This is a genomic window from Tunturibacter gelidoferens (genome assembly GCF_040358255.1).
In the GTDB taxonomy this organism is placed as follows: Bacteria; Acidobacteriota; Terriglobia; order Terriglobales; family Acidobacteriaceae; genus Edaphobacter; species Edaphobacter gelidiferens.
Map to the genome: position 1 here is coordinate 2,271,707 of NZ_CP132938.1, position 19,386 is coordinate 2,291,092.

18 protein-coding genes are annotated in these 19,386 nt (G+C 59.1%); 12 read left to right on the forward strand and 6 right to left on the reverse strand.

Annotated features, from left to right (window positions below; genetic code table 11):
- Window positions 1–162: 162 nt before the first annotated feature.
- On the reverse strand, window positions 163–834 hold the full coding sequence (locus RBB81_RS10070) for a ribonuclease T2 (RefSeq protein WP_353073592.1): 672 nt from the start codon (window positions 832–834) through the stop codon (window positions 163–165).
- Window positions 835–1,053: 219 nt separating this feature from the next.
- Here RBB81_RS10070 and RBB81_RS10075 point away from each other — a divergent pair, with 219 nt between their 5' ends.
- The 3 genes from RBB81_RS10075 to priA all read left to right on the forward strand — a co-directional run bounded on the left by RBB81_RS10075 (window position 1,054) and on the right by priA (window position 5,858).
- Window positions 1,054–2,115 (forward strand): NAD(P)-dependent alcohol dehydrogenase, encoded by a 1,062-nt coding sequence (locus tag RBB81_RS10075; RefSeq protein ID WP_353073593.1) that lies wholly within the window; start codon window positions 1,054–1,056, stop codon window positions 2,113–2,115.
- 7 nt (window positions 2,116–2,122) lie between these two features.
- Window positions 2,123–3,130, forward strand: coding sequence for an AraC family transcriptional regulator (locus RBB81_RS10080; RefSeq protein WP_353073594.1), 1,008 nt, complete (start codon window positions 2,123–2,125; stop codon window positions 3,128–3,130).
- Window positions 3,131–3,191: 61 nt separating this feature from the next.
- Window positions 3,192–5,858: a replication restart helicase PriA gene (priA, locus tag RBB81_RS10085; protein WP_353073595.1), complete on the forward strand. Its 2,667-nt coding sequence runs from the start codon at window positions 3,192–3,194 to the stop codon at window positions 5,856–5,858.
- An 81-nt stretch (window positions 5,859–5,939) separates the two neighbouring features.
- Here priA and RBB81_RS10090 read toward each other — a convergent pair whose 3' ends face one another.
- A complete protein-coding gene (locus RBB81_RS10090; protein WP_158943184.1) occupies window positions 5,940–6,209 on the reverse strand; it encodes an HU family DNA-binding protein in 270 nt (89 codons plus the stop codon).
- Window positions 6,210–6,452: 243 nt separating this feature from the next.
- Between RBB81_RS10090 and dcd the strand changes: the two genes are divergently transcribed.
- The 6 genes from dcd to RBB81_RS10120 all read left to right on the forward strand — a co-directional run bounded on the left by dcd (window position 6,453) and on the right by RBB81_RS10120 (window position 11,787).
- Window positions 6,453–7,007, forward strand: coding sequence for a dCTP deaminase (gene dcd / locus RBB81_RS10095; protein ID WP_179581792.1), 555 nt, complete (start codon window positions 6,453–6,455; stop codon window positions 7,005–7,007).
- 54 nt (window positions 7,008–7,061) lie between these two features.
- Window positions 7,062–7,763, forward strand: coding sequence for a helix-turn-helix transcriptional regulator (locus RBB81_RS10100; RefSeq protein ID WP_183789401.1), 702 nt, complete (start codon window positions 7,062–7,064; stop codon window positions 7,761–7,763).
- Window positions 7,764–8,190: 427 nt separating this feature from the next.
- Window positions 8,191–8,892, forward strand: coding sequence for a lipid-binding SYLF domain-containing protein (locus RBB81_RS10105; protein WP_246373545.1), 702 nt, complete (start codon window positions 8,191–8,193; stop codon window positions 8,890–8,892).
- Between the two features lie 185 nt (window positions 8,893–9,077).
- A complete protein-coding gene (locus RBB81_RS10110; RefSeq protein WP_423248076.1) occupies window positions 9,078–9,929 on the forward strand; it encodes a lysophospholipid acyltransferase family protein in 852 nt (283 codons plus the stop codon).
- Window positions 9,930–9,945: 16 nt separating this feature from the next.
- Window positions 9,946–10,884, forward strand: coding sequence for a UDP-3-O-(3-hydroxymyristoyl)glucosamine N-acyltransferase (gene lpxD / locus RBB81_RS10115; RefSeq protein ID WP_353073597.1), 939 nt, complete (start codon window positions 9,946–9,948; stop codon window positions 10,882–10,884).
- A gap of 282 nt (window positions 10,885–11,166) precedes the next feature.
- On the forward strand, window positions 11,167–11,787 hold the full coding sequence (locus RBB81_RS10120; protein ID WP_353073598.1) for a hypothetical protein: 621 nt from the start codon (window positions 11,167–11,169) through the stop codon (window positions 11,785–11,787).
- A gap of 75 nt (window positions 11,788–11,862) precedes the next feature.
- On the opposite strand, the gene RBB81_RS10125 is transcribed toward RBB81_RS10120, so the two are convergent.
- The 4 genes from RBB81_RS10125 to RBB81_RS10140 all read right to left on the reverse strand — a co-directional run bounded on the left by RBB81_RS10125 (window position 11,863) and on the right by RBB81_RS10140 (window position 16,305).
- Window positions 11,863–12,882, reverse strand: coding sequence for a ferritin-like domain-containing protein (locus tag RBB81_RS10125; RefSeq protein WP_353073599.1), 1,020 nt, complete (start codon window positions 12,880–12,882; stop codon window positions 11,863–11,865).
- Between the two features lie 13 nt (window positions 12,883–12,895).
- Entirely contained in the window at window positions 12,896–13,834 is a 939-nt protein-coding gene (locus tag RBB81_RS10130) for a ferritin-like domain-containing protein (protein WP_218892314.1), read from the reverse strand.
- 97 nt (window positions 13,835–13,931) lie between these two features.
- Entirely contained in the window at window positions 13,932–14,663 is a 732-nt protein-coding gene (gene bshB1, locus RBB81_RS10135) for a bacillithiol biosynthesis deacetylase BshB1 (protein WP_179581797.1), read from the reverse strand.
- An 88-nt stretch (window positions 14,664–14,751) separates the two neighbouring features.
- Complete coding sequence (locus RBB81_RS10140; RefSeq protein WP_353073600.1) at window positions 14,752–16,305, reverse strand: hypothetical protein; 1,554 nt, start codon at window positions 16,303–16,305, stop codon at window positions 14,752–14,754.
- 180 nt (window positions 16,306–16,485) lie between these two features.
- Between RBB81_RS10140 and RBB81_RS10145 the strand changes: the two genes are divergently transcribed.
- The 3 genes from RBB81_RS10145 to RBB81_RS10155 are packed head-to-tail and all read left to right on the forward strand — an operon-like array spanning window position 16,486 to window position 19,384.
- Window positions 16,486–18,426: a bifunctional homocysteine S-methyltransferase/methylenetetrahydrofolate reductase gene (locus tag RBB81_RS10145; RefSeq protein ID WP_353073601.1), complete on the forward strand. Its 1,941-nt coding sequence runs from the start codon at window positions 16,486–16,488 to the stop codon at window positions 18,424–18,426.
- Window positions 18,426–18,674, forward strand: coding sequence for an exodeoxyribonuclease VII small subunit (gene xseB / locus RBB81_RS10150; protein ID WP_179581799.1), 249 nt, complete (start codon window positions 18,426–18,428; stop codon window positions 18,672–18,674). Before RBB81_RS10145 ends, xseB begins: the two co-directional genes overlap by 1 nt.
- A gap of 32 nt (window positions 18,675–18,706) precedes the next feature.
- A complete protein-coding gene (locus RBB81_RS10155; RefSeq protein WP_353073602.1) occupies window positions 18,707–19,384 on the forward strand; it encodes a metal-dependent hydrolase in 678 nt (225 codons plus the stop codon).
- The last annotated feature ends 2 nt before the right edge of the window (window positions 19,385–19,386 follow it).

Sequence of the window (19,386 nt, forward strand, 5' to 3'; positions counted from 1 at the left end):
CGCAACTGCAACTGCGACCGCAACTGCAACTGCGACCGCAAGTGCAACGGCAACCGCAAGTGCAACGCAACCGCAATTGCAAGCGCAACTGCGAAATACAGGGATCCTCCCCCTTCGGGACGCTCAGGGTCAGGATGACGACTTCGGGGAGAGGTTCGTGGGTCAGGGTGGTGTGATTCGGACGGAGTTGGCTCGGCAGGAGCGGACGGGGCCGCAGGGGGTGGGCTGAGCGCGCTTGTCGAGGCAGACCTCGACGGCGGTGAGGTAGTTGTTGCCGCAGCTGATGGCGAGGCTTGCGGCGGGGATGGAAGGGTTCGCGGTCTGGAAGAGGTCGATGAGCTGGGCGGGCGTGAGCGAGATCTGGTGATTGAGCTGAGCGAGCGTTGGCGGGACGGCGACCGCCTTGTAGGCAATGCGGGCGAGGGTGAAGAAGGCGTCCGGAGAGAGGCCGGAGCAGGTGCCGTGGGTGCGCCACTCGTGGCGGAGGAGACCGGGGTCAGGATAGATGTCGGAGTAGGAGGAGGGATCGCGCGGACCGGGGTCGGTGGAGCAGTTCTGCGGATAGCCTCCGTTGGTGTTTTGAGGCCAGAGGCCGTGCAGTACGAAGGCGGGGCGCTGGGCGCACTCGGTTGCGGTGGGGTGTGAGTGGCAGAATTCGGGGGACCAGGAGAGGTTGAGGAGGTAGAAGTCGAACGGTTGAGTGGTGATGGGTTCGATGGCTTGCGCTGCGACCGCGCCTGGACGTGGAGCAGGCTCAGGCGTGGGCCGAGGAGGCGGGTTGCAGGCGGTGAGCAGAAGAAGGATCAGAAGCGAGAGTGCGGCTTTCTTCTTCATAGTGGGAGAAGGATAGCGTTTGTGGATGGATGACGCCAGCGAACTTACGATGCCATGTTCTGTAAGGAGTGGACTTGTTGTTGTGCGTCTTCGCAGGGTTGGCGGTGCGTTTTTGGATGTAACCGAATATTTTTGAATCGAAGAGTGGAGGCGTATTCTGCATATAGAATGGCGTGTTTCGCATATCAGTGACCAGTTGTGACGGTCTACATTTGAACCATGTACAACGCAAAAGCATACTCCGCTGCCAGTGCGTCATCGCCGCTTGCATCCACTACGATCGCGCGGCGCGATCCAACCGAGACAGACGTGCAGATCGAGATTCTCTTCTGCGGAATCTGTCACTCTGATCTACACCAGGCCCGTAATGAGTGGAGCGGTGTGATGCCCACTGTTTATCCGTGCGTTCCCGGTCATGAGATTGTGGGCCGTGTAACCAAGACCGGCTCGGCTGTAACTAAATTCAAAACCGGCGACGTTGTTGCGGTCGGCTGCATGGTCGACTCGGATGGTGTGTGCGAGGAGTGCAAGGCGGGCCTGGAGCAGTTCTGCCCGAACTTGACGCTCACTTACAACTTTCCTGACAAGCATACCGGCGGCGTCACGTATGGCGGCTACTCGGACAGTGTTGTTGTGGATCAGAGATTTGTCCTTAGAGTTCCGAGCAATCTTGATCCAGCGGGAGCTGCTCCTCTGCTCTGTGCCGGCATTACCACCTACTCGCCGATGCATCACTGGGGCGTGACGAAGGGCAAGAAGGTTGGCGTTGTGGGCCTTGGCGGACTTGGCCACATGGGAGTGAAGTTCGCTCATGCGCTGGGTGCGCATGTCGTACTGTTTACGACTTCGCCTAACAAGAAGGACGATGCTCTTCGTCTCGGAGCAGATGAGGTTGTCATCTCTCGCAATGCGGACGAGATGGCAAAGCATGCGGGCAGCTTCGACTTTATCCTCGATGCGGTGTCGGCTGACCACGACATCAACGCTTATTTGAATCTGCTGCGCCGCGACGGGAATCTCTGCCTGGTGGGTGCGCCGGAGAAGCCGTTGTCGGTGTCTGCGTTCGGCCTGCTGTTCGGTCGCCGGAGTCTGTCGGGTTCACCGATCGGAGGCGTTGCGGAGACACAGGAGATGCTTGATTTCTGCGGCAAACATAACATCACCGCGGATGTCGAGATCATTCCTATTCAGAAGGTGAATGATGCTTACGAGAGGTTGCTGAAGGCTGACGTGAAGTACCGGTTCGTCATCGACATGGCCTCTCTGAAAGGTGCGGCGTAGTTCAACGATGAGTAAGCATTTTCGGGTTTCCGGCCGTCTAGCGTCGAAGTTGAACGAGTCGGGAGTTCGTGTGTCCTCTGTGCTGGAGCGTGCGGGGTTGCCTTCGGGTCTGCTCTATCAACCTCGCATTCTCTTATCGACAGGAGAGTTCTTTGCGCTGTGGCGGGGGATTGGGCAGGTAAGCTCTGATCCCGCCATCGGGCTTGTGTTGGGCACGGAGACGAAGGCTGAGCACTTCGATCCTGTGGTGCTTGTGGCTCTTTCGACGGGCAGCTTTGGCGAGGCGATGCGGCAGATCGCGCGCTATAAACAACTCTCTTGTCCGGAGGAGGTTGTGCTTGAGCCGGGTGACGCGGAGTGGACTATTCAGTTTCGTTGGCTGCTGGCGAACGAGGCTGAGCCTGCGGTGCTGACGGATCTTTGCTTCGCGTGGGTACTTGGGATTGCGCGGCTTGGGACGGGAGTGCGGGTTTCGCCGTTGCGTCTTGAGCTGCAACGGCCGCGTGCGAATGCAAGATCTCTTGAGCGCCACTTTGGCTGCGCGGTTGTGTTTGGTGCGGCGCGTAATGCGATTGTGTTTCGTGCGTCGGATGCTGAGCTTCGCTTTGTGACTCGTAATGCGGAGCTGTTGGCGATGCTTGCGCCGCAACTGGATGAGGAGTTGAAGCAGCATAAGGGCGAGGAGAGTTTTCCGGAGCGGGTTCGCGCGACGATTCAGAGGAAGCTTACGGGGAGCCGTCCGAAGATGGAGGAGATCGCTCGCGAACTTCATATCAGCTCTCGTACGCTGCAGCGGCGGTTGCAGGATGCCGGCTCGAGCTTTCAGAAGGCTTTGGAAGAGGCGCGGCATCAGCTGGCGCGGCACTATTTGACCAACTCGTTGCTGGAGTTGGGTGAGACGGCACACCTGCTGGGATATGAGGATTCGAACTCATTTGTGAGGGCGTTTCGGATATGGGAGGGTGTTCCGCCGGCGCACTGGCGGGGAGCGCAGCGGGCGAAGGCTGCTTTGTAGATTCTTCGCGAGGGCAAGGGTGGAGATCGGGCTGTGGGGGCTGGTCGGTTAAGCTGGTGGGATGGCTTTGTTTTGCGATGTTGCTTTGCCGGTGCCTCTGGATAGGACGTTTACCTATGCGGTGAACGGGGTGGTGCCGGTGGTGGGGGCGCGGGTGCTGGTGCCGTTCAGCGGGCAGAGGCTGATGGGCGTGGTGGTGCGGGTGCATGAGGATGCGCCGGTGGAGGAGTTTGAGATCAAGCCGGTGCAGCAGGTGTTGGATGATGCGGCGCTGTTGCCTGAGGAGTTGATGAAGCTCGCGGGGTGGATCGCGCAGTACTATGTCGCGCCGCTGGGTGAGGTGCTGCGAGGGATGCTGCCGCTGGCGGCGGAGGTGAAGCGGCATTTTTCTTATCGGATCGCGGAGGCTGGGAGGAAGGTGTTGTATGAGGGGGCGGTGAAGGGGTCTTCGCGGCGATCGAAGCTGACGGTGGAGGAGCAGAATCGCGAGTACTCGGTGCTGAATTATCTGGAGGGGGGCGAGGCGGCGAAGATGTCGGCTCTGCGATCGGCTACGGGGGCGAATAAGGGGTTGCTGGAGGGGATGGTTCGAAAGAAGTGGCTGGTGAGGGAGGCGGTGGCGGAGGAGAGAGATGCGCGGCGGCTGGAGAAGGTCGCGGTGTTAGTGACTGAAGCTCGGCTACCGAAGTTGAATGAGAATCAGACGGCGATTCTGGCGGAGTTGGCAGCGGTGGGTGGGCGGATGCGGGTGCGAGATCTGCGGTTGAGTTTGACGCGTGCGGGAGTGCCGGAGTCTACGTTAGGGACGCTGGTGAAGCGCGGGCTGGTGGGGGTTGAAGAGGTGAAGCGGGAGTTCTGGATGGGAGGGCTGGTTGCGGAGGGTGGAGAAGAAGCAGATTCCTCCGCTGCGCTGCGGAATGACAACCAAAAAAACAGGAACTTGCGTGCCCCCGAGGACCGGACGATGCGTGCGCAAGAGGATACGACGATGCGTGCGCAAGAGGATACGACATTGCATGCGCAAGAGAACAGGACGATGCATGCGGGCGAGAAGAGGAAGAAGCATGCGCATGAACATGCTTTGAACGAGGCGCAGATGGAGGCGCTCGGGACGATCGCGGCAGCGATGGAGAAGGGTGGGTTCAGGCCGCATCTGCTGTATGGGATTACGGGGAGTGGAAAGACTTCGGTTTATTTTGCGGCGATGCAGAGGGCGCTGGATGCGGGGAAGAGCGCGTTGCTGCTGGTGCCGGAGATTGGGTTGACGCCGGCGATGGCAGGGCAGATGGTGGCGGCGTTTGGCGGTGAGGTGGCACTGCTGCACTCGCAGCTGACGCCGGATGAGCGGGCAGAGCAGTGGCACAGGATTCGTCGGGGTGAGGCGAGGATTGTGGTGGGGACGCGGTCTGCGGTGTTTGCGCCGATGGTGGATCTGGGATTGATCATCGTCGATGAAGAACATGACTCGAGCTACAAGCAGGAGGAGACGCCGCGGTATCACGGGCGCGATGTTGCGGTGATGCGGGCGAAGTTCAATGAAGCTGTGGTGGTGCTGGGGTCGGCGACGCCTTCGCTTGAGAGCTGGGCGAATGCGGAGAAGGGGCGGTATGCGCGGGTGGAGATGCGCGCGCGGGTTGCGGACAGGCCGATGCCGCTGGTGGAGCTGGTGGATATGCGGGAGGAGTTTCGCGAGACGGGGCAGGAGCAGATCTTTTCGCGGAGGTTGATGGAGGAGACGCAGGCTACGCTCGACCGCGGGGAGCAGGTGATTTTGTTGTTGAATCGGCGGGGGTACTCGTCGACGGTGTTGTGCCGGAGCTGCGGGGAGAAGATCGAGTGCGAGAACTGCGCGGTGTCGATGACTTATCACAAGCCGGTGAGTGGCAATGATGCGATTGCGCAGCCGGGACAGCGATTGGAGTGTCACTACTGCGGATCGCGACGGGCGGTGCCCAAGGCTTGTCCGAAGTGTGAGAGTGAACATCTTTATTTTCTTGGAGTGGGCTCGCAGCAGGGAGAGGAGAGGCTGCAGGAGCTGTTTCCGACGGCGCGGATTGGGCGGATGGATCGCGATACGGTGCGCGGGCGAAGTGATATGGAGCGGCTGCTGGCGAGGCTCCATGGGGGCGAGATCAATCTGTTGGTGGGGACGCAGATGATCGCGAAGGGACATGACATCCATGGAGTGACGCTGGTTGGAGTGATTGGGGCGGACTTCCAACTCGGGCTGCCGGACTTTCGCGCGGCGGAGAGAGTGTTTCAGTTGCTGACCCAGGTGTCAGGCCGGGCGGGGCGTGGGGATCTGATTGGGAAAGTGCTGGTGCAGACGTACCATCCGGATCACTATGCGATTCAGTTCGCGGCGAAGCATGACTATCCTGGGTTTGTAGCGAAGGAGATGCAGTATCGGCGATGGATGCACTATCCGCCGTTTGCGGTGCTGGCGAATGTGGTGGTTCAGAGCGAGAAGCTGGAGGAGGCCACGGCGTGGGCGGGAACGCTGGGGCGATGGTTTCAGAAGGCTCGGTTGGATAAGGTGCGGGTATTGGGGCCGGCGGCGGCACCAATTGTCCGGTTGAAGCGGATTTACCGGTACCACTTTGTGCTGAAGGCGGAGCGGCGGCAGACGCTGGGCGAGACGCTGCGGGCGATGCTGGCTTATGCGGAGACGCAAGGGATTGCGCGCCGAAACCTGATGGTCGACGTGGATGCTGTGCACCTGATGTGACGCATCGTTGGCGGTGAAATGTTGGGGAGGTTGATGCTAACAAGTCGCGACTGCTGGTGCGTCAAGACTTAGACAAATGCTCTAGTCAAGCAGATGGAGTTCTTTGCCTGGCTTGAAGCGAACTGCTTTGCCTGGGGCAATGGTGACTTCGGCGCCGGTCCTGGGATTGCGGCCGATTCCGGTTTTGCGCGGCTTGACGGTAAATACACCAAATCCGCGGAGTTCAATGCGATCTCCCGCGATGAGAGTGGCTTTCATGCTTTCAAAGATCGCATCGACAGCCGACTCTGCTTTTGTCCTTGGAAGGCCGGTTCTTTCTACCACCCTCTGTATGAGATCCTGCTTAATCATCTGGGCCGCCCTTGGGCTGTAATTTTTTTGAAACTGGATGCTGACCTGGTAGTACGGTGATGTTAGAAACTCAAACTCAGATTGTCAACGAAAGAACGCTACCGTAAGATGAAGAATCTAATGACGCAATGGGACCTGGGACACTACCGCACCCAATTTACACCCTTCTGCGACAATTAGGGATATCACCTTCTGCGAGAATTGAAGAAATTTCAAAAAGCAGGACTGAAGGGGCACACCAGAGTGGCAATTAAAAGCGACCGTTGGATTCGCCAGCAGGCGAACGAACACGGAATGATCTCTCCGTTTAGCGAAAAACAGGTTCGAGAGGGTGTTATCTCTTATGGACTCTCTTCTTATGGGTACGATCTGAGGGTATCGGACGAGTTCAAGATTTTTACCAACGTCAACAGCGCGATCATCGATCCGAAGGCTTTCGATGAGCGCTCGTTTGTGACGGTGCAGGCCGATAGCGTGATCGTTCCGCCGAACTCTTTTGCGCTGGCGCGGTCGATTGAGTACTTCAAGATTCCTCGCGATGTGCTGACGATCTGCGTAGGCAAATCGACGTATGCGCGGTGCGGGATTATCGTGAACGTTACGCCGTTCGAGCCGGAGTGGGAGGGCTATGTGACTCTGGAGATCTCGAACACAACGCCTTTGCCGGCGCGGGTATATGCGAACGAAGGGCTCTGCCAGATCCTTTTCTTTCAATCCGACGAGGTGTGTGAGGTCAGCTATGCGGATCGGAAGGGGAAGTATCAAAATCAGCAGGGAATCGTGCTGCCTAAGCTATAAAACTACAGAGTTACGATTTTTCTGAAGCGCTGAAGTCGGCCTACTAAATGCACGATGCTGAGTAAAGGGGCTGCGCAGGCGATGAAGGACACAAAAGACAAGAAGGTTAAGAAGGCCAAGGGATCTCTGCGCGTCGGTCTCGTGGCTGCGGATCCGTTGCGAATCCTGGGATTGCAGACGATCTTTCCTGACGGCGGACCGGTGGAGGTTGTTCCTCTGTCGGTTCCGGGGGCGCTGGATGCGTCGGGAGTGTCGTTGATCCTGATCGATTCGGCTTGCACAGAGCACATCTTTGAGCTGCTGGCTACGTTTCGCAGAACGCGCCCCCGTTTTCGGCTGATGGTGCTTGGGCTGGAGGAGGATCACGAACACATTCAACGAATTATCGGCGCCGGAGCGAAGGGCTACTTGGCCCATTCGGCGAAGGAGAGCGAGATTCGGATGGCGATCGATGTGGTGCAGGATGGGTCGGTGTGGGCTCCCCGCAAGGTTTTGGCGCGGTTGCTTGAGTCGACTTCAGCTGGAGCGGAGACGACGACCAAACCAGCCAAGGAGCCGAAGTTCACGAAACGGGAGCTGCAGGTGCTGCGTTTGCTGGCTGCCGGACATCCTAACCCGGCGATTGGCCGGGAGCTGGGAATCGACGTGGGCACTGTGAAGAAGCATGTGGGCAACCTGATGCGGAAGGTCGGGGTTGATAATCGCATCGCACTGTCGGTTCAGGCCGTCAATCAGAAGCTGTTGCTGAAGCGGTAACCCGGAGTTTTGGTAAGAAATTTGATCGACTGGAACCGTTGGTGGGTCTCGTTCGTTGCAAATGCTGATACAGGATGAGTTAGTGAATTTTTATTGTCCAAATGGCGTTAACTACTAAGTTAACAAAAACCGCTCAAAGGTCTACCCACCTTCGTACCGTTGTGAGCGAAGGTAATGTGGGGCAAAGTACTACCAAGCAACACAGACCTGGGAGAGGGGTTGTAGAGATAGCGTCGGAGTTCTGCCGACACTATCTCTACAACCCCCATTTTTTTGGGTGTGTGGGGCCATTCCGGCATATGCTGGTTCCGTTCTATTGACGGGACAACTTGGAGCGGTTTCCCCCCATCTCACATATTGTTGGAAATAGGCAGCTTGCTGAGACCTCTCCAAATTACAGATTAAGAACGTGAAAGGGATAACAATAATGTTGAAGAAGATTTCAGTGGCACTTTGTGGTTTGGCGATGATGGCCGGTTCTCTGTCTGCGCATGCGCAGGGCGATAAGGCGAAGATTGCGGATCGTATGACCGCTGCTGGCGAGGTGCTTAACCAGATCATGGCGACACCAGATAAAGGCATACCAAGCGGGATTCTGTCGGGTGCATCGTGCGTGGTAGTGATTCCGAGCTTTAAGAAGGGCGCCTTTGTTGTGGGAGCGCAGTACGGACAGGGTGTCGCGACTTGTCGTACGCCTAGCGGAAAGTGGAGCGCTCCGGTTTGCGTTCAACTAGCCGGGGGCAGCTTCGGGTTCCAGATTGGCGGTCAGGCGACGGACCTCGTGTTGATTGCGATGAATCAGCAGGGTCTGCAGGACATGTTGAAGAACAAGTTCAAGCTGGGAGCTGATGCTGCTGCCTCTGCTGGTCCAGTGGGACGAAATGCCCAGGCTGGAACGGACTGGAAGTTGAATGCGGAGTTTCTAAGCTACTCGCGTAGCAAGGGGCTGTTTGCCGGCATCGATCTCGATGGCACGGTGCTGTCGCAGAATCAGGACGACACCCGCGCGCTGTACGGTTCCGACATTCAGTTCGAACAGATTCTTGGTGGCAAGGAAGTGACTCCGGTTGAGGCTCGTCCGTTTGTGCGAACGGTGGCGAAGTATTTTGTGGTTGCCAAGAACCGGTAGTGGCATTTGTTGTTTGATCATGGAAGGGCGGCTGATTTGGCCGCCCTTTCTGTTTTTAAGGCGTCGAGGATGGGAATCGGTAGACTAGAGGCTTGAGCAAGGTTCCAAAAAAAGAGCAGGTTGACGCGGAGGTGAGCTTCCGCGAACGAGTTGAGTTTGCCGTGGTGTGGTTGGCGGTTCGTGGGATGCGTTTGTTTCCGCGTGGAGTGGCCAGGTCGGTGGGCAAGGGGATTGCGACGATTGCGTTTCACGGGTTGGGACGGCTACGTGGAGTGGGCGCACGGAACCTGAAGCTCGCGTTCCCTGCGATGCCGGAGGTGGAGCGTGAGAGGATTCTGCGGTCGTTGTACCGGCGTCTTGGCTGGCTGCTGGCGGAGTTCTGCCTGATGCCGGGATACACGCCGGAGAGTGCGAGCAGGTTTATTCGCTATGAGGGACTGGAGAATTACCTGGCGGCTCGCGAGCGCGGGAAGGGGGTGCTGGTGTTGACGGGGCACTTGGGGGCGTGGGAGCTGTCGAGTTTTTATCACTCGCTGATGGGGATGCCGATGGGGATGGTGATACGGCGGCTGGATAATCCGCTGGTGGATGAGTTTGTGAATCGCATTCGGTGCCTGCATGGAAATCGAGTGATTCATAAGGACGACTTTGCGCGGGGGCTGATTGCGTCGATGCGCGCGGGGGAGACGGTTGGGATTCTGATGGACACGAATATGACTCCGCCGCAGGGTGTGTTTGTGCCGTTCTTTGGAGTACAGGCTTGTACGGCCTCGGGGATGGCACGGATTGCAGGCAAGACGGGAGCGGCGGTAGTGCCGGGGTTTCTGCTGTGGGAGGAGAGCGAGCAGAAGTACGTGCTGCGCTTCGGCAGAGAGCTTGAGGTGACGCATACTGGAGACTCTGAAACCGATGCGGTTACAAATACAGCGGCGTTTACGGCGGCGATTGAAGCAACGATTCGACGGTATCCTGATCAGTGGCTTTGGATGCATCGGCGATGGAAGACGCGGCCTCCGGGAGAAGAGGGGATCTACTGATGGCGGGGATTTACTGATGACAACGATGAGCAAGATCGCGGACTGGGTTGGGGTGAGCGCACCGCTGTTGGAGGTGGAGATTACATCGGTCTCAAGCATCGAGGACGCCGGGGAGAGTTCGGTCGTGTTCGCGGTCGAGGGTGAGGCGCTGGGCAGGGCGCTGCGGTCGAGGGCTGGGGTGATTCTGGCGAGCAGGAAGCTGGAGTCGGCGGAGCTGCCGCCCTATCGGACGCCGGACCCGCGGGTTTTGTGGGTGGCGGATGCGAGGTATGCGTTTGCTTTGGTGGCGCGGAAGTTGAATGTCGATGGGGTTCGGGCGGGAGTGCATGCCTCGGCCGTGGTGGGGCAGAAGGGGGCGATTGGCGTGGGGACGGCGGTGGGGCCGGGTGCTGTGCTTGGCGACGGTGTGGTGATTGGGAGTGGATGTGAGATTGGTGCGCAGGTGACGATTTACGCGGGTACGATGCTGGGGGACCGCGTGGTGGTGCAGGCGGGGGCGGTGCTGGGGTCGACAGGATTTGGGTATGTGAGGAGTGCGGAGACGGGAGAGTATTTGATTTTTCCGCAGCAGGGGCGGCTGGTGGTGGAGGACGATGTTGAGATCGGGGCGAATACGACGATCGACCGTGGTGCGCTGGGGGAGACACGGATCGGACGTGGCACGAAGATCGATAACCTGGTGCACATAGGGCATAACTGCGTGATTGGGAAGAACGTGATCATCGCGGCACAGACAGGGATCTCGGGTTCGAGTGTGGTGGAGGATGGCGCGATTCTTGGTGGGCAGGTGGGGATTGGAGAGCACGCGACGGTGGGAGCGGGTGTGATTCTGGGCGGTGGGGCTGGCGTGCTGAGTGGGAAGAAGATGCGGGGGGCCGGGGAGGTGTTCTGGGGCCGGCCGGCGCGACCTTTGAAGGAGTATCTGAGGGATCTTGCGAGGTTGAAGCGGCGCTGAGGGTGTCCTGCCGGACGGGCCCACTGCGCTTGTTACCCCACGAACGAAGACCTATTCGTGGGGACCCCGATTCGGGCGGTCACTTCGTGACTTGTATACCGGTCGTTGCGAACTCATCAGCATGGGTCCTCCCGTTGGTCGGAATCATCTTTCTCCGACCAACGGGAGGACCATGCGAAGCAATCACGCGTCACGAAGTGACCGCGCCACGCGCAGTGGGCCCGTCCGGCAGGGCATCCGCCTGGCAAGAGCGACTAAAATTACTGGATTGTGCGGTGAGTGATGGCGATTGTGGTGGTTGGCGGACATACGAGGAATATCGGGAAGACAAGCGTGGTGGCTGGGTTGATCGCCGCGATGCCGGAGATGCATTGGACCGCGTTCAAGATTACGCAATTCGGGCATGGGATGTGCTCGGCTAATGGCGAGCCGTGCGACTGCGAGACCGCTGAGCATACGGTGGCAGTCAGCGAGGAGCGGGTGGGGGGCGATGCTACGACGGATTCGGGACGGTATCTGGCGGCGGGTGCGATGCGTTCGTTCTGGGTGAGGACGCGGCAGGGCGATCTGTCAGAGGCGATGCCGCGGATTCGGAAGGAGATTGAGCGAGCGGAGAATGTGGTGATCGAGTCGAACAGCATCCTGCGGTTTCTGCGGCCGGATCTTTATCTGAGCGTGCTCGATCCGGAGACTGCAGACTTCAAAGATTCGGCTAAGTACTTTTTGGACCGCGCGGACGCCGTGCTGGTAGCTGAGGGTGTGTTGGGAAGGCCGGAGTGGAAGGGAGTTTCGCTGAAGCTGGTGGAGGGGACGCCGGTGCTGCCGATGCGGCCACCGGTCTATGTGACGGAAGAGATGGTGGAGTTTGTGAGAGAGCGGCTTCGAGTTCGTGCGGTTGTTTGAGTGAGTTCGCTGGAGATGCAAAAGAGCCGCGGCTTTAAGGCCGCGGCTCTTTTCTTGTTGATGTGGTGCGTGGAGCTATGCGATGAGACCGTTGAGGCCATTGGGGAAGAAGACTCCCTGATGGACTGTTGCGGTTGGCGTAGTACCGGTGACGATTGCGAGGATCTGGGAGGTGTTACGGGACCAGCCCAGAGAGTTCTGATCGCAGTCGACGATGGTTGAGGCTGTTATGTTCGCGGTGGCGGTGTTGAGCGCTACCTGGGTCGTGGAGACTCCGATGTCGTCTGCCGCTGAGCCTGTGAAGGTTACAAACGGAGTTGTGATCGGGTTCTTAGGATCAGGATTGGCCAGCGAGGAGCGAGCCGCCGAGATCATCTGAGTCAACGTGCTGAGCGGTCCGGTGCCACCGCCGCCATCGAGACCGTTGATGGTGGTGCGGATGAGACCGGCGTGATAGGCCTCGACCGCGTGGATACCTACTGCAGCCGGGAGGACATTGACCTTGTCGGTGATCAAGGGGGCAGCACCGTGGTATGCGGAGACACCCACGTCCTCGAAGATATAGGCGCCGATGAGGAAGTTTGCGTCGCTTGCGAAGGGGTTGAAAGTCCCGCCTGCGATGTTCGCTGCAGCTGCGAGAGCGTTGAAGGAGTTGAACAGGTCGATGTTGGGCATCGAGACTGCCTTGGATCCGAGAGCGCCCTGGAGAAAGGTGACGTGCTTGCCTTCTTCGGTAGCTGTCTCGGTGGCATAGGCCTGAATGTACGAAAGCGCGAACGGGACCTTGGAGAAGGTCGGGCTTAAGGTGACGGTTCCAGCGGCTACGCCGTTGACGCTGACGGGGATCGGCGTCGGCAGCTTGTCGATGGTGACGCCATAGACTGCGAGGTTGTAGAACTGTGCCTCGAGATACTCCAGGTTGAGGGCGAAGTTGAGGATGTCCGAGTCACCGATGGCGGCTGCCTGGGCCTCTGCTTTGGGTGTCGTTGTTGCGCCGAAGGCAAGAGCAGCCAGCGCGGCGCCTCCCTTGGTGAGCATCTTTCGGCGGGTACTTACGATAATTTCATCGAGTTGCTGTGTCTCTAAAGTTGCCATGATGTCTCCGTCCTTAGGAAGCTGTTACTGAGATGTTGCCGTTGAGACCATTGGGAAAGAAGCCGCCCTTGGAGAGGCCCGCGCCCAGTGCGCCGTACACAATGTGCAGAACCTGGTCGGTTGTGCGGTGGAAGGCGATGGCGTTGGTGGGATCGGCCGCGACGATGCTGCTGACGCTGAGGGTGGTCTCATTGCCGCCGCCGAGCTTACCGCGGAGAGCCGACACCTGGTTGGCAATCGTGGTGTAGGTCTGATTGCCAGCCGCACCATCAACGGCAGTGATCAAGGTGCGGATCTCTGCTGCGTGGTAGGCCTCCGTCGCCTGGATGCCGGCGGCGGCGGATAGGATGTTGTTGTTGGCGAGCAGGGGAGCAGCGCCAGTGTAAGCGGTAACGCCTACATCTTCGAAGACGAATGCTCCGATGAGGAAGTCGTTGTTGCTGTCGAAGGGATTGAAGGTGGGTGCCGTTGTAATGCCTGCGGCGACCGCGAGGGGACCGAAGAAGGTGAGGTCGAGAGCAGGACGGGGAACTGGCGTTCCACTGTTTTTTGTGATGGCTGCCTGCAGGAAGCGAACGTGATTCAGTTCATCCTGCGCGATCTCGGCGGCGTACTGAGCGAAGACCGAATTGGTCCATGGCACTGCCTTGATTCCCTGAGGAACGGTGGTGGTACCTGCACCCGTGAGTGCATCGGCCGAGGAGAGACCAGAGCCGGTTGATGCGTAGAGGTAGAACTCGGCCTCAAGATATTCGAGGTTGAGGGCGAAGTTCAGAATGTCGTTGTCGGGAATGTCGAGCGGGGTTGGCGTCGGTGTCGGCGTGGTGGTGGGCGCTGGTGTGCTGCTGTTGCAACCGATGATCATTGCCCCAGCGGCTGCTGTACCTGCTCCGGCCAGAAACTTTCGGCGGGACAGAGCCTTATCTATTAGTTCGTTTAGCTTTTTTTCCACAATATACCTCTCCTCAGTGCGTGGTGCTGGCTTCCTATGTCATTTGGATGACGCACTGTGGAGTGTATCGGATTTACAGATGCTTTGAAAATAAAGGTTAGATTGATGGAACAGAAAGAAGCATCACGTCATCAACGAGACTGACTTCCTTTTGAACGAAGGGTTCAGCGTAGCGGACGCCGGCAAGCAGACCATAGTGGCGGGCGGTGGCGAAGGTTCGCTCGCGAATCTCATCTTCGGGGACGAAGAGGCCGGTGCCCTCCGGTTGAGTGCCGTATTGGGATCGGTAAGCCAGTAGAGATTGCAGGCGCTGCTCGGCGAAGGGTGTGATGTCGACGACGAAGGTGGGGCGCACATCTGCGTAGAGGCTTGCGTAGAGGATCTTGTAGGGCCGATGAGGTGGGGCGGGGTCGCCGGGCGTTATGACTTTCGCAAGGCCGCTGACGAAGCAGGCTTCATAGCCTAACGTGGCCGAGGTGTAGTGGTCGGGGTGACGGCCTTGCCAGTAGGGAAGGATGACCACGCGGGGTCGCAGGCGGCGAAGAACGGCGGCGAGCTTGAGGCGGTTGAGCAGGGTGTTCTCGACGTTGCCGTCGGGAAGGTCGAGAGCCTCGCGATGGGCTACGTTGAGGATGCGGGCTGCGGCGGTGGCTTCGGCTTCGCGGTCGGCTGCGGTGCCGCGGGTGCCGGACTCTCCCTGGGTGAGATCGAGGATGCCGGTGGTCCAGCCGCGAGCGTGCATGGCGAGAAGAGTGCCGCCGCAGGTCTGTTCGACGTCGTCGCGATGGGCTGCTATGGCGAGGATATCGAGTTGGGTGGGCGAGGGCATAGGACTTAGGGCGTAAAGCCTAGGGTTCAGGCGGGAGACCAGAGGCGGGATCTTCTCCGGACCTAAGGCCTGTTCCCTAAGCCGGGCATTAGTTGGCAGCGTCGGTAACGGCGTCCATGTAGGCTACGTCGAGGGCTGTGCCCTGAACGGTGATGTTCGCGTTGTTGATCTCGGAGCCGTCTGCAGTGTTGAAGGCATGAACCTGTCCACCGTAGGCGGTGTAGACCTTGTGGAAGCCCTGGACCCAGCAGAGTCCTGTCAGGTCGCCGTAGTAAAACTGGTTTTGGTTCGTGTTTGGATAAGGGACGACGACGGGCGACGTTGTACTTTGGGTGACCGCAGGAATGATCGATGCGCTGGCGCCGGTTGAACCCGAGGGAAGAACGACGCGGGTGAGGCAGTTGTAGTTGGCGCTCTGGTCGGTAGCCTGGCCTGCTGCGATCTGCTGCGCTGCACGCGCCGCGCGTTCGCCTGTGGCGCAGAACTGAGAGCCGATCCACAGAGTGTTGTCGTCGGCGAAGAGGATTTTAGTGTGAGTACCGTCGGAGATGGAGGTGGTGCTGGTGACGGCGTTGGTCGCGAGGCTGATGATGGAGAGATTGCCCGCAAAGAGGCCGTCGGGCTGTCGCTGCTGGCCTGCGACGTAGAGATTATTTCCATCGGAGACTGCCGTTGTGACGCCGCCAGCAACCGGGAGATTCGAGACGAAGGCGTTCGGGTTCTGTTGTGCAGGCACAGTGCTGTTGGTGTAACTGTTAACTTGAAGCGCGCCGGGCGAGAGATAAGTGACGCTGGAGGTGTTTCCACCGCACTCTGCTCCACAGTTGAGAACGTAGACAGTGTTGCCGTCGAGGGAGAAGTAGGCTCCGGTAGGGCGGTCGAAGGCGTTTGCGTTGGTTCCGGTGTTGACGGGAATGATGCAGTAGGCGGGAAGGTTGAAGGGCTGACAATCCACCGCGCCAATTGCGGCGATGGCGGCGGTCGAGGTGAGGTACTGGTTGGCGTTCAGCTTGATGACGCGGTAGAGCGAGTTGGAGTTGCGGACCATCGCAAGTATGACGGTGTCGCCCTGGTTGACGACGACCTGGAAGACGTTGGGGAGATTAAGACCGTAGGTTGCGCCGGTGGTCTTGTCGATGATGCCGAGCAAGCCTGCGCCCTCTTCGGCAGAGTAGACGTGGCCGAAGGTTGGAGGGACAGCGATGCTGGTTGACTTGGCCGGGAAGGTGCCGGCAGAGCCGACGGTGGATTCGGTACCGTAGTTGATGATCTGCACGTCGCCCAGCGTGTTGGAGTACACGTAGCCGGTGATCTCAGAGGGGAAGTTGAGGATGAGATTGGGGAAACCGGACGAGTATCCGCTGATGGAGAATGATGGTTTGGTGTTCTGTACGTTGTTGCGGAGGTCGCGAAACGCATCGAGGATCTGCAGGCTGCCGCTGGTGCCGCCGTTGGCAGTGACACCAACCATCACCCGTTGGGCAAGCTTGCTGGGAGGAATGGGCCGATTGGCGAAGGTGTATTGCGGGAACTTGTAGAACTGCGTGCTGCAGGCTGTGAGGCCCAGCGTGACAGCGGCGATCAGGAGGCCGCAGAAGATCTGGGCACGGAGAGACTGGGTAAAGAGACTTCGATTCGTCAACGGTAACTAACTCCAACCTGAGCGCTGCGGCATAATTTTGGCGGCCACGGCTATCTGCCGAGTATAACAAAGGACTCGGCCAGTCCACGGTTTGGGAGCAATCAGCAAAGGGTTGAGTTTTATTGGTTTGGAGCGGATCCGCCGGGTGGCTTAAGATGGTGAGAACACTTGGAGACGGCTATGGCGGATGGTGTAGGTGGTGCGGAATCGGTGTCTGTTGCAGGATATGCTGCGGCCGACCGGCTGTTTGACGGCGGGACAGTGCTGTGCGATGGAGCCATGGGTACGATGCTGTACGCGCGCGGCGTCTTCATCAACCGGTGTTACGACGAGCTGAATCTTTCGCAGCCGGATCTGGTGCGGGAGATTCACGCGGAGTATCTGCAGGCGGGTGCGGAGGTGGTCGAGACCAATACCTTTGGGGGAAACAGGTTTCGCCTGGGCCAGCATGGGTTGCAGGATCAGGTGCGCGCGATCAACGTAGCGGGCGTCAAGCTGGCGCGGGAGTGCGTGAACCAGATACGGGAGAAGCAGGCCTCTGAGGCCTTTGTGGCGGGGTCGATCGGGCCGCTGGGCGTGCGGTTGGAGCCGCTGGGTAAGGTTGGACTCGAGGAGGCCCAGGAAGCTTTTGCGGAACAGATTCGTGCTTTGGTAGAGGGTGGGCCGGGCGTGGGCGTGGATCTGCTGATTGTGGAGACGATGACGTCGCTGACCGAGGCGGAGCAGGCGATTCTGGCAGCGCGCAGTGTGGCTCCGGGAGTTCGTGTCGTCGTAATGATGACGGTCGATGAAGACGGGAACTGCCTCGACGGTGCATCGGCGGAGACTGCCGCGATCAAGCTGACGGAGTGGGGCGCGGACGCTGTGGGATGCAACTGCAGCGCGGGTCCGGCTACGGTATTGAGCGTGATTGAGCGGATGCGGCCATTGACCGCACTTCCCTTGGCTGCGATGCCGAACGCCGGAATTCCACGAGCCGTCGAGGGGCGAACGATCTATCTCACGTCGCCCGAGTACATGGCCAGCTTTACCCGCAAGCTGGTGAAGGCGGGCGCGAGCATCGTTGGCGGATGTTGCGGTACCACGCCGAGCTACACGCGGGCGATGAAGAGCTCGCTGCGCGCGTTGGGAGCGATGGAGGGCGGCATTGAGGTGATGCAGCGCAGCGGTACGGGCAAGGCTACGACCATCAAGGAGAGCAAGGTTGCGCCGCCGCCGCTGGCCGAACGGTCCAAGATCGGTTCGATGGTAGCGGCGGGCGAGTTTGTAACGATGGTGGAGATCGTTCCGCCGAAGGGCATCGACTGCAGCAAGGAGCTGGATGGTGCAGCGCAGTTGCACCGGCTCGGCGTGGATGCGATCAATGTGCCGGATTCGCCCCGGGCCAGCGCGAGGATGAGTGCGCAGAGCCTGTGCGTGCAGATTCAACAGCATGTCGGCATCGAGACGATTCTGCACTACACCTGCCGCGACAGAAACGTGCTGAGCATTCAGAGCGATCTGCTGGGCGCCTCGTCGATTGGGCTGAAAAATATTCTTTGCCTGACGGGCGATCCGCCGAAGCTGGGCAACTATCCGAATGCGACGGCGGTGTTTGATGTCGATGCGATCGGTCTAGTGAATGTGGTGAAGAATCTGAACTACGGACTCGACATTGGGAGCAACTCTATCGGAGAGTCCACGGGCTTCTCCATTGCGGTAGCGGCGAACCCAGGCGTGCAGGATATGGATCAGGAGGTTCGCCGGTTCGCGTTCAAGGTGGAGGCTGGGGCGGAGTACGCCATCACGCAACCCGTCTTCGATATGCGCGTGCTTGAAGAGTTTTTGCGCAGGATCGAAGGCTTCCGCATTCCGGTGATCGCGGGCATCTGGCCGTTGACTAGTCTGCGCAACGCGGAGTTTATGAAGAACGATCTGCGCGTGAGTATGCCGGATGAGATTATGGCGCGGATGGCCACGGCGCTGACCCCCGAAGCAGGCAGGCTGGAGGGCGTCAAGATTGCGCAGGAGATGCTGGCTGAGGCAAGGCCGATGGTGCAGGGCGTTCAGGTGAGTGCGCCCTTCGGACGATATGGCGTCGCGGCCGACGTGCTCGGGCTGGCAGAGGTTGAGGTTGCGTAATGGCGAACTTTGAAGAGCAGTTGACGGCGTTGGAGACGGTGGTGGAGAAGCTGGAGCGCGGAGACCTTTCGCTCGACGAGTCGGTGCGTCTGTTCGAGGAGGGTGTGAAGCTCTCGAACGCCTGCAAGAAGGAGCTGGAGGCAGCAGAGGGAAAGATCCAGGTGCTGGTGGAGCAGGGTAAGGGTAAGAAAGGGGTGGAGGATCTGGATATGTCTGAGAATGGTCAGTTGGGTGACGACGAGGAGTAGAGGATGGGCCGTAGGGAGGGCAGGTCCCGATCATGTTTCTCGGTCATTTCGCAGTCGGTTTTGCGAGCAAGAAGTTTGCGCCTCGTACCAACAGGGGTGTCCTGATTGCGGCCCCCATGTTTCTGGATATGCTGTGGCCGGTGTTTCTTCTGACTGGCTGGGAGCGAGTACGTATCGACCCTGGCAATACGCGGTTTACTCCGCTCGATCTTGAATATTTTCCGTGGTCGCACAGCTTGTTGATGTCAGTTGTCTGGGCCTCGGCGTTCGGGCTTCTGTACTACCTGACCACACGCTATCGGCGTGGCGCGGTTGTGATTTGGATTGGCGTGGTGAGCCACTGGTTACTCGACTGGATTACGCATCGTCCGGATATGCCACTCTATCCTGGCAGTCCTCTGTTCGGTCTGGGGTTGTGGAACCATGTGGGCGCAACGCTGGCCGTCGAATTGACCATGTTTCTGCTGGGCATCTGGTTGTATGTTGGCGTTACTCGCGCTCGCGATCGAGTTGGGCGATACGGATTTCTCGCTTATGTCGTGTTGCTGCTGGTGCTATACCTTGGAGATCGATTCAGTAGTCCACCTGCTAACGTCGCACAAGATATTGCGTGGCCTGGAATCGTTGCTGAGTTAGTTTTGATTCCGTGGGCGTGGTGGTTTGATCAGCATCGTGCGCTGCGCGCAGAGATGGGTGAGGCAGTGATCTAGTT

Excerpts from the sequence above, each read along its gene's own strand:
- RBB81_RS10070 (WP_353073592.1), bottom strand. The coding sequence starts at position 834 with ATGAAGAAGAAAGCCGCACTCTCGCTTCTGATCCTTCTTCTGCTCACC.
- RBB81_RS10075 (WP_353073593.1), top strand. The coding sequence starts at position 1,054 with ATGTACAACGCAAAAGCATACTCCGCTGCCAGTGCGTCATCGCCGCTT.
- RBB81_RS10080 (WP_353073594.1), top strand. The coding sequence starts at position 2,123 with ATGAGTAAGCATTTTCGGGTTTCCGGCCGTCTAGCGTCGAAGTTGAAC.
- priA (WP_353073595.1), top strand. The coding sequence starts at position 3,192 with ATGGCTTTGTTTTGCGATGTTGCTTTGCCGGTGCCTCTGGATAGGACG.
- RBB81_RS10090 (WP_158943184.1), bottom strand. The coding sequence starts at position 6,209 with ATGATTAAGCAGGATCTCATACAGAGGGTGGTAGAAAGAACCGGCCTT.
- RBB81_RS10100 (WP_183789401.1), top strand. The coding sequence starts at position 7,062 with ATGCTGAGTAAAGGGGCTGCGCAGGCGATGAAGGACACAAAAGACAAG.
- RBB81_RS10105 (WP_246373545.1), top strand. The coding sequence starts at position 8,191 with ATGTTGAAGAAGATTTCAGTGGCACTTTGTGGTTTGGCGATGATGGCC.
- RBB81_RS10110 (WP_423248076.1), top strand. The coding sequence starts at position 9,078 with ATGCGTTTGTTTCCGCGTGGAGTGGCCAGGTCGGTGGGCAAGGGGATT.
- lpxD (WP_353073597.1), top strand. The coding sequence starts at position 9,946 with ATGACAACGATGAGCAAGATCGCGGACTGGGTTGGGGTGAGCGCACCG.
- RBB81_RS10120 (WP_353073598.1), top strand. The coding sequence starts at position 11,167 with ATGGCGATTGTGGTGGTTGGCGGACATACGAGGAATATCGGGAAGACA.
- RBB81_RS10125 (WP_353073599.1), bottom strand. The coding sequence starts at position 12,882 with ATGGCAACTTTAGAGACACAGCAACTCGATGAAATTATCGTAAGTACC.
- bshB1 (WP_179581797.1), bottom strand. The coding sequence starts at position 14,663 with ATGCCCTCGCCCACCCAACTCGATATCCTCGCCATAGCAGCCCATCGC.
- RBB81_RS10145 (WP_353073601.1), top strand. The coding sequence starts at position 16,486 with ATGGCGGATGGTGTAGGTGGTGCGGAATCGGTGTCTGTTGCAGGATAT.
- xseB (WP_179581799.1), top strand. The coding sequence starts at position 18,426 with ATGGCGAACTTTGAAGAGCAGTTGACGGCGTTGGAGACGGTGGTGGAG.
- RBB81_RS10155 (WP_353073602.1), top strand. The coding sequence starts at position 18,707 with ATGTTTCTCGGTCATTTCGCAGTCGGTTTTGCGAGCAAGAAGTTTGCG.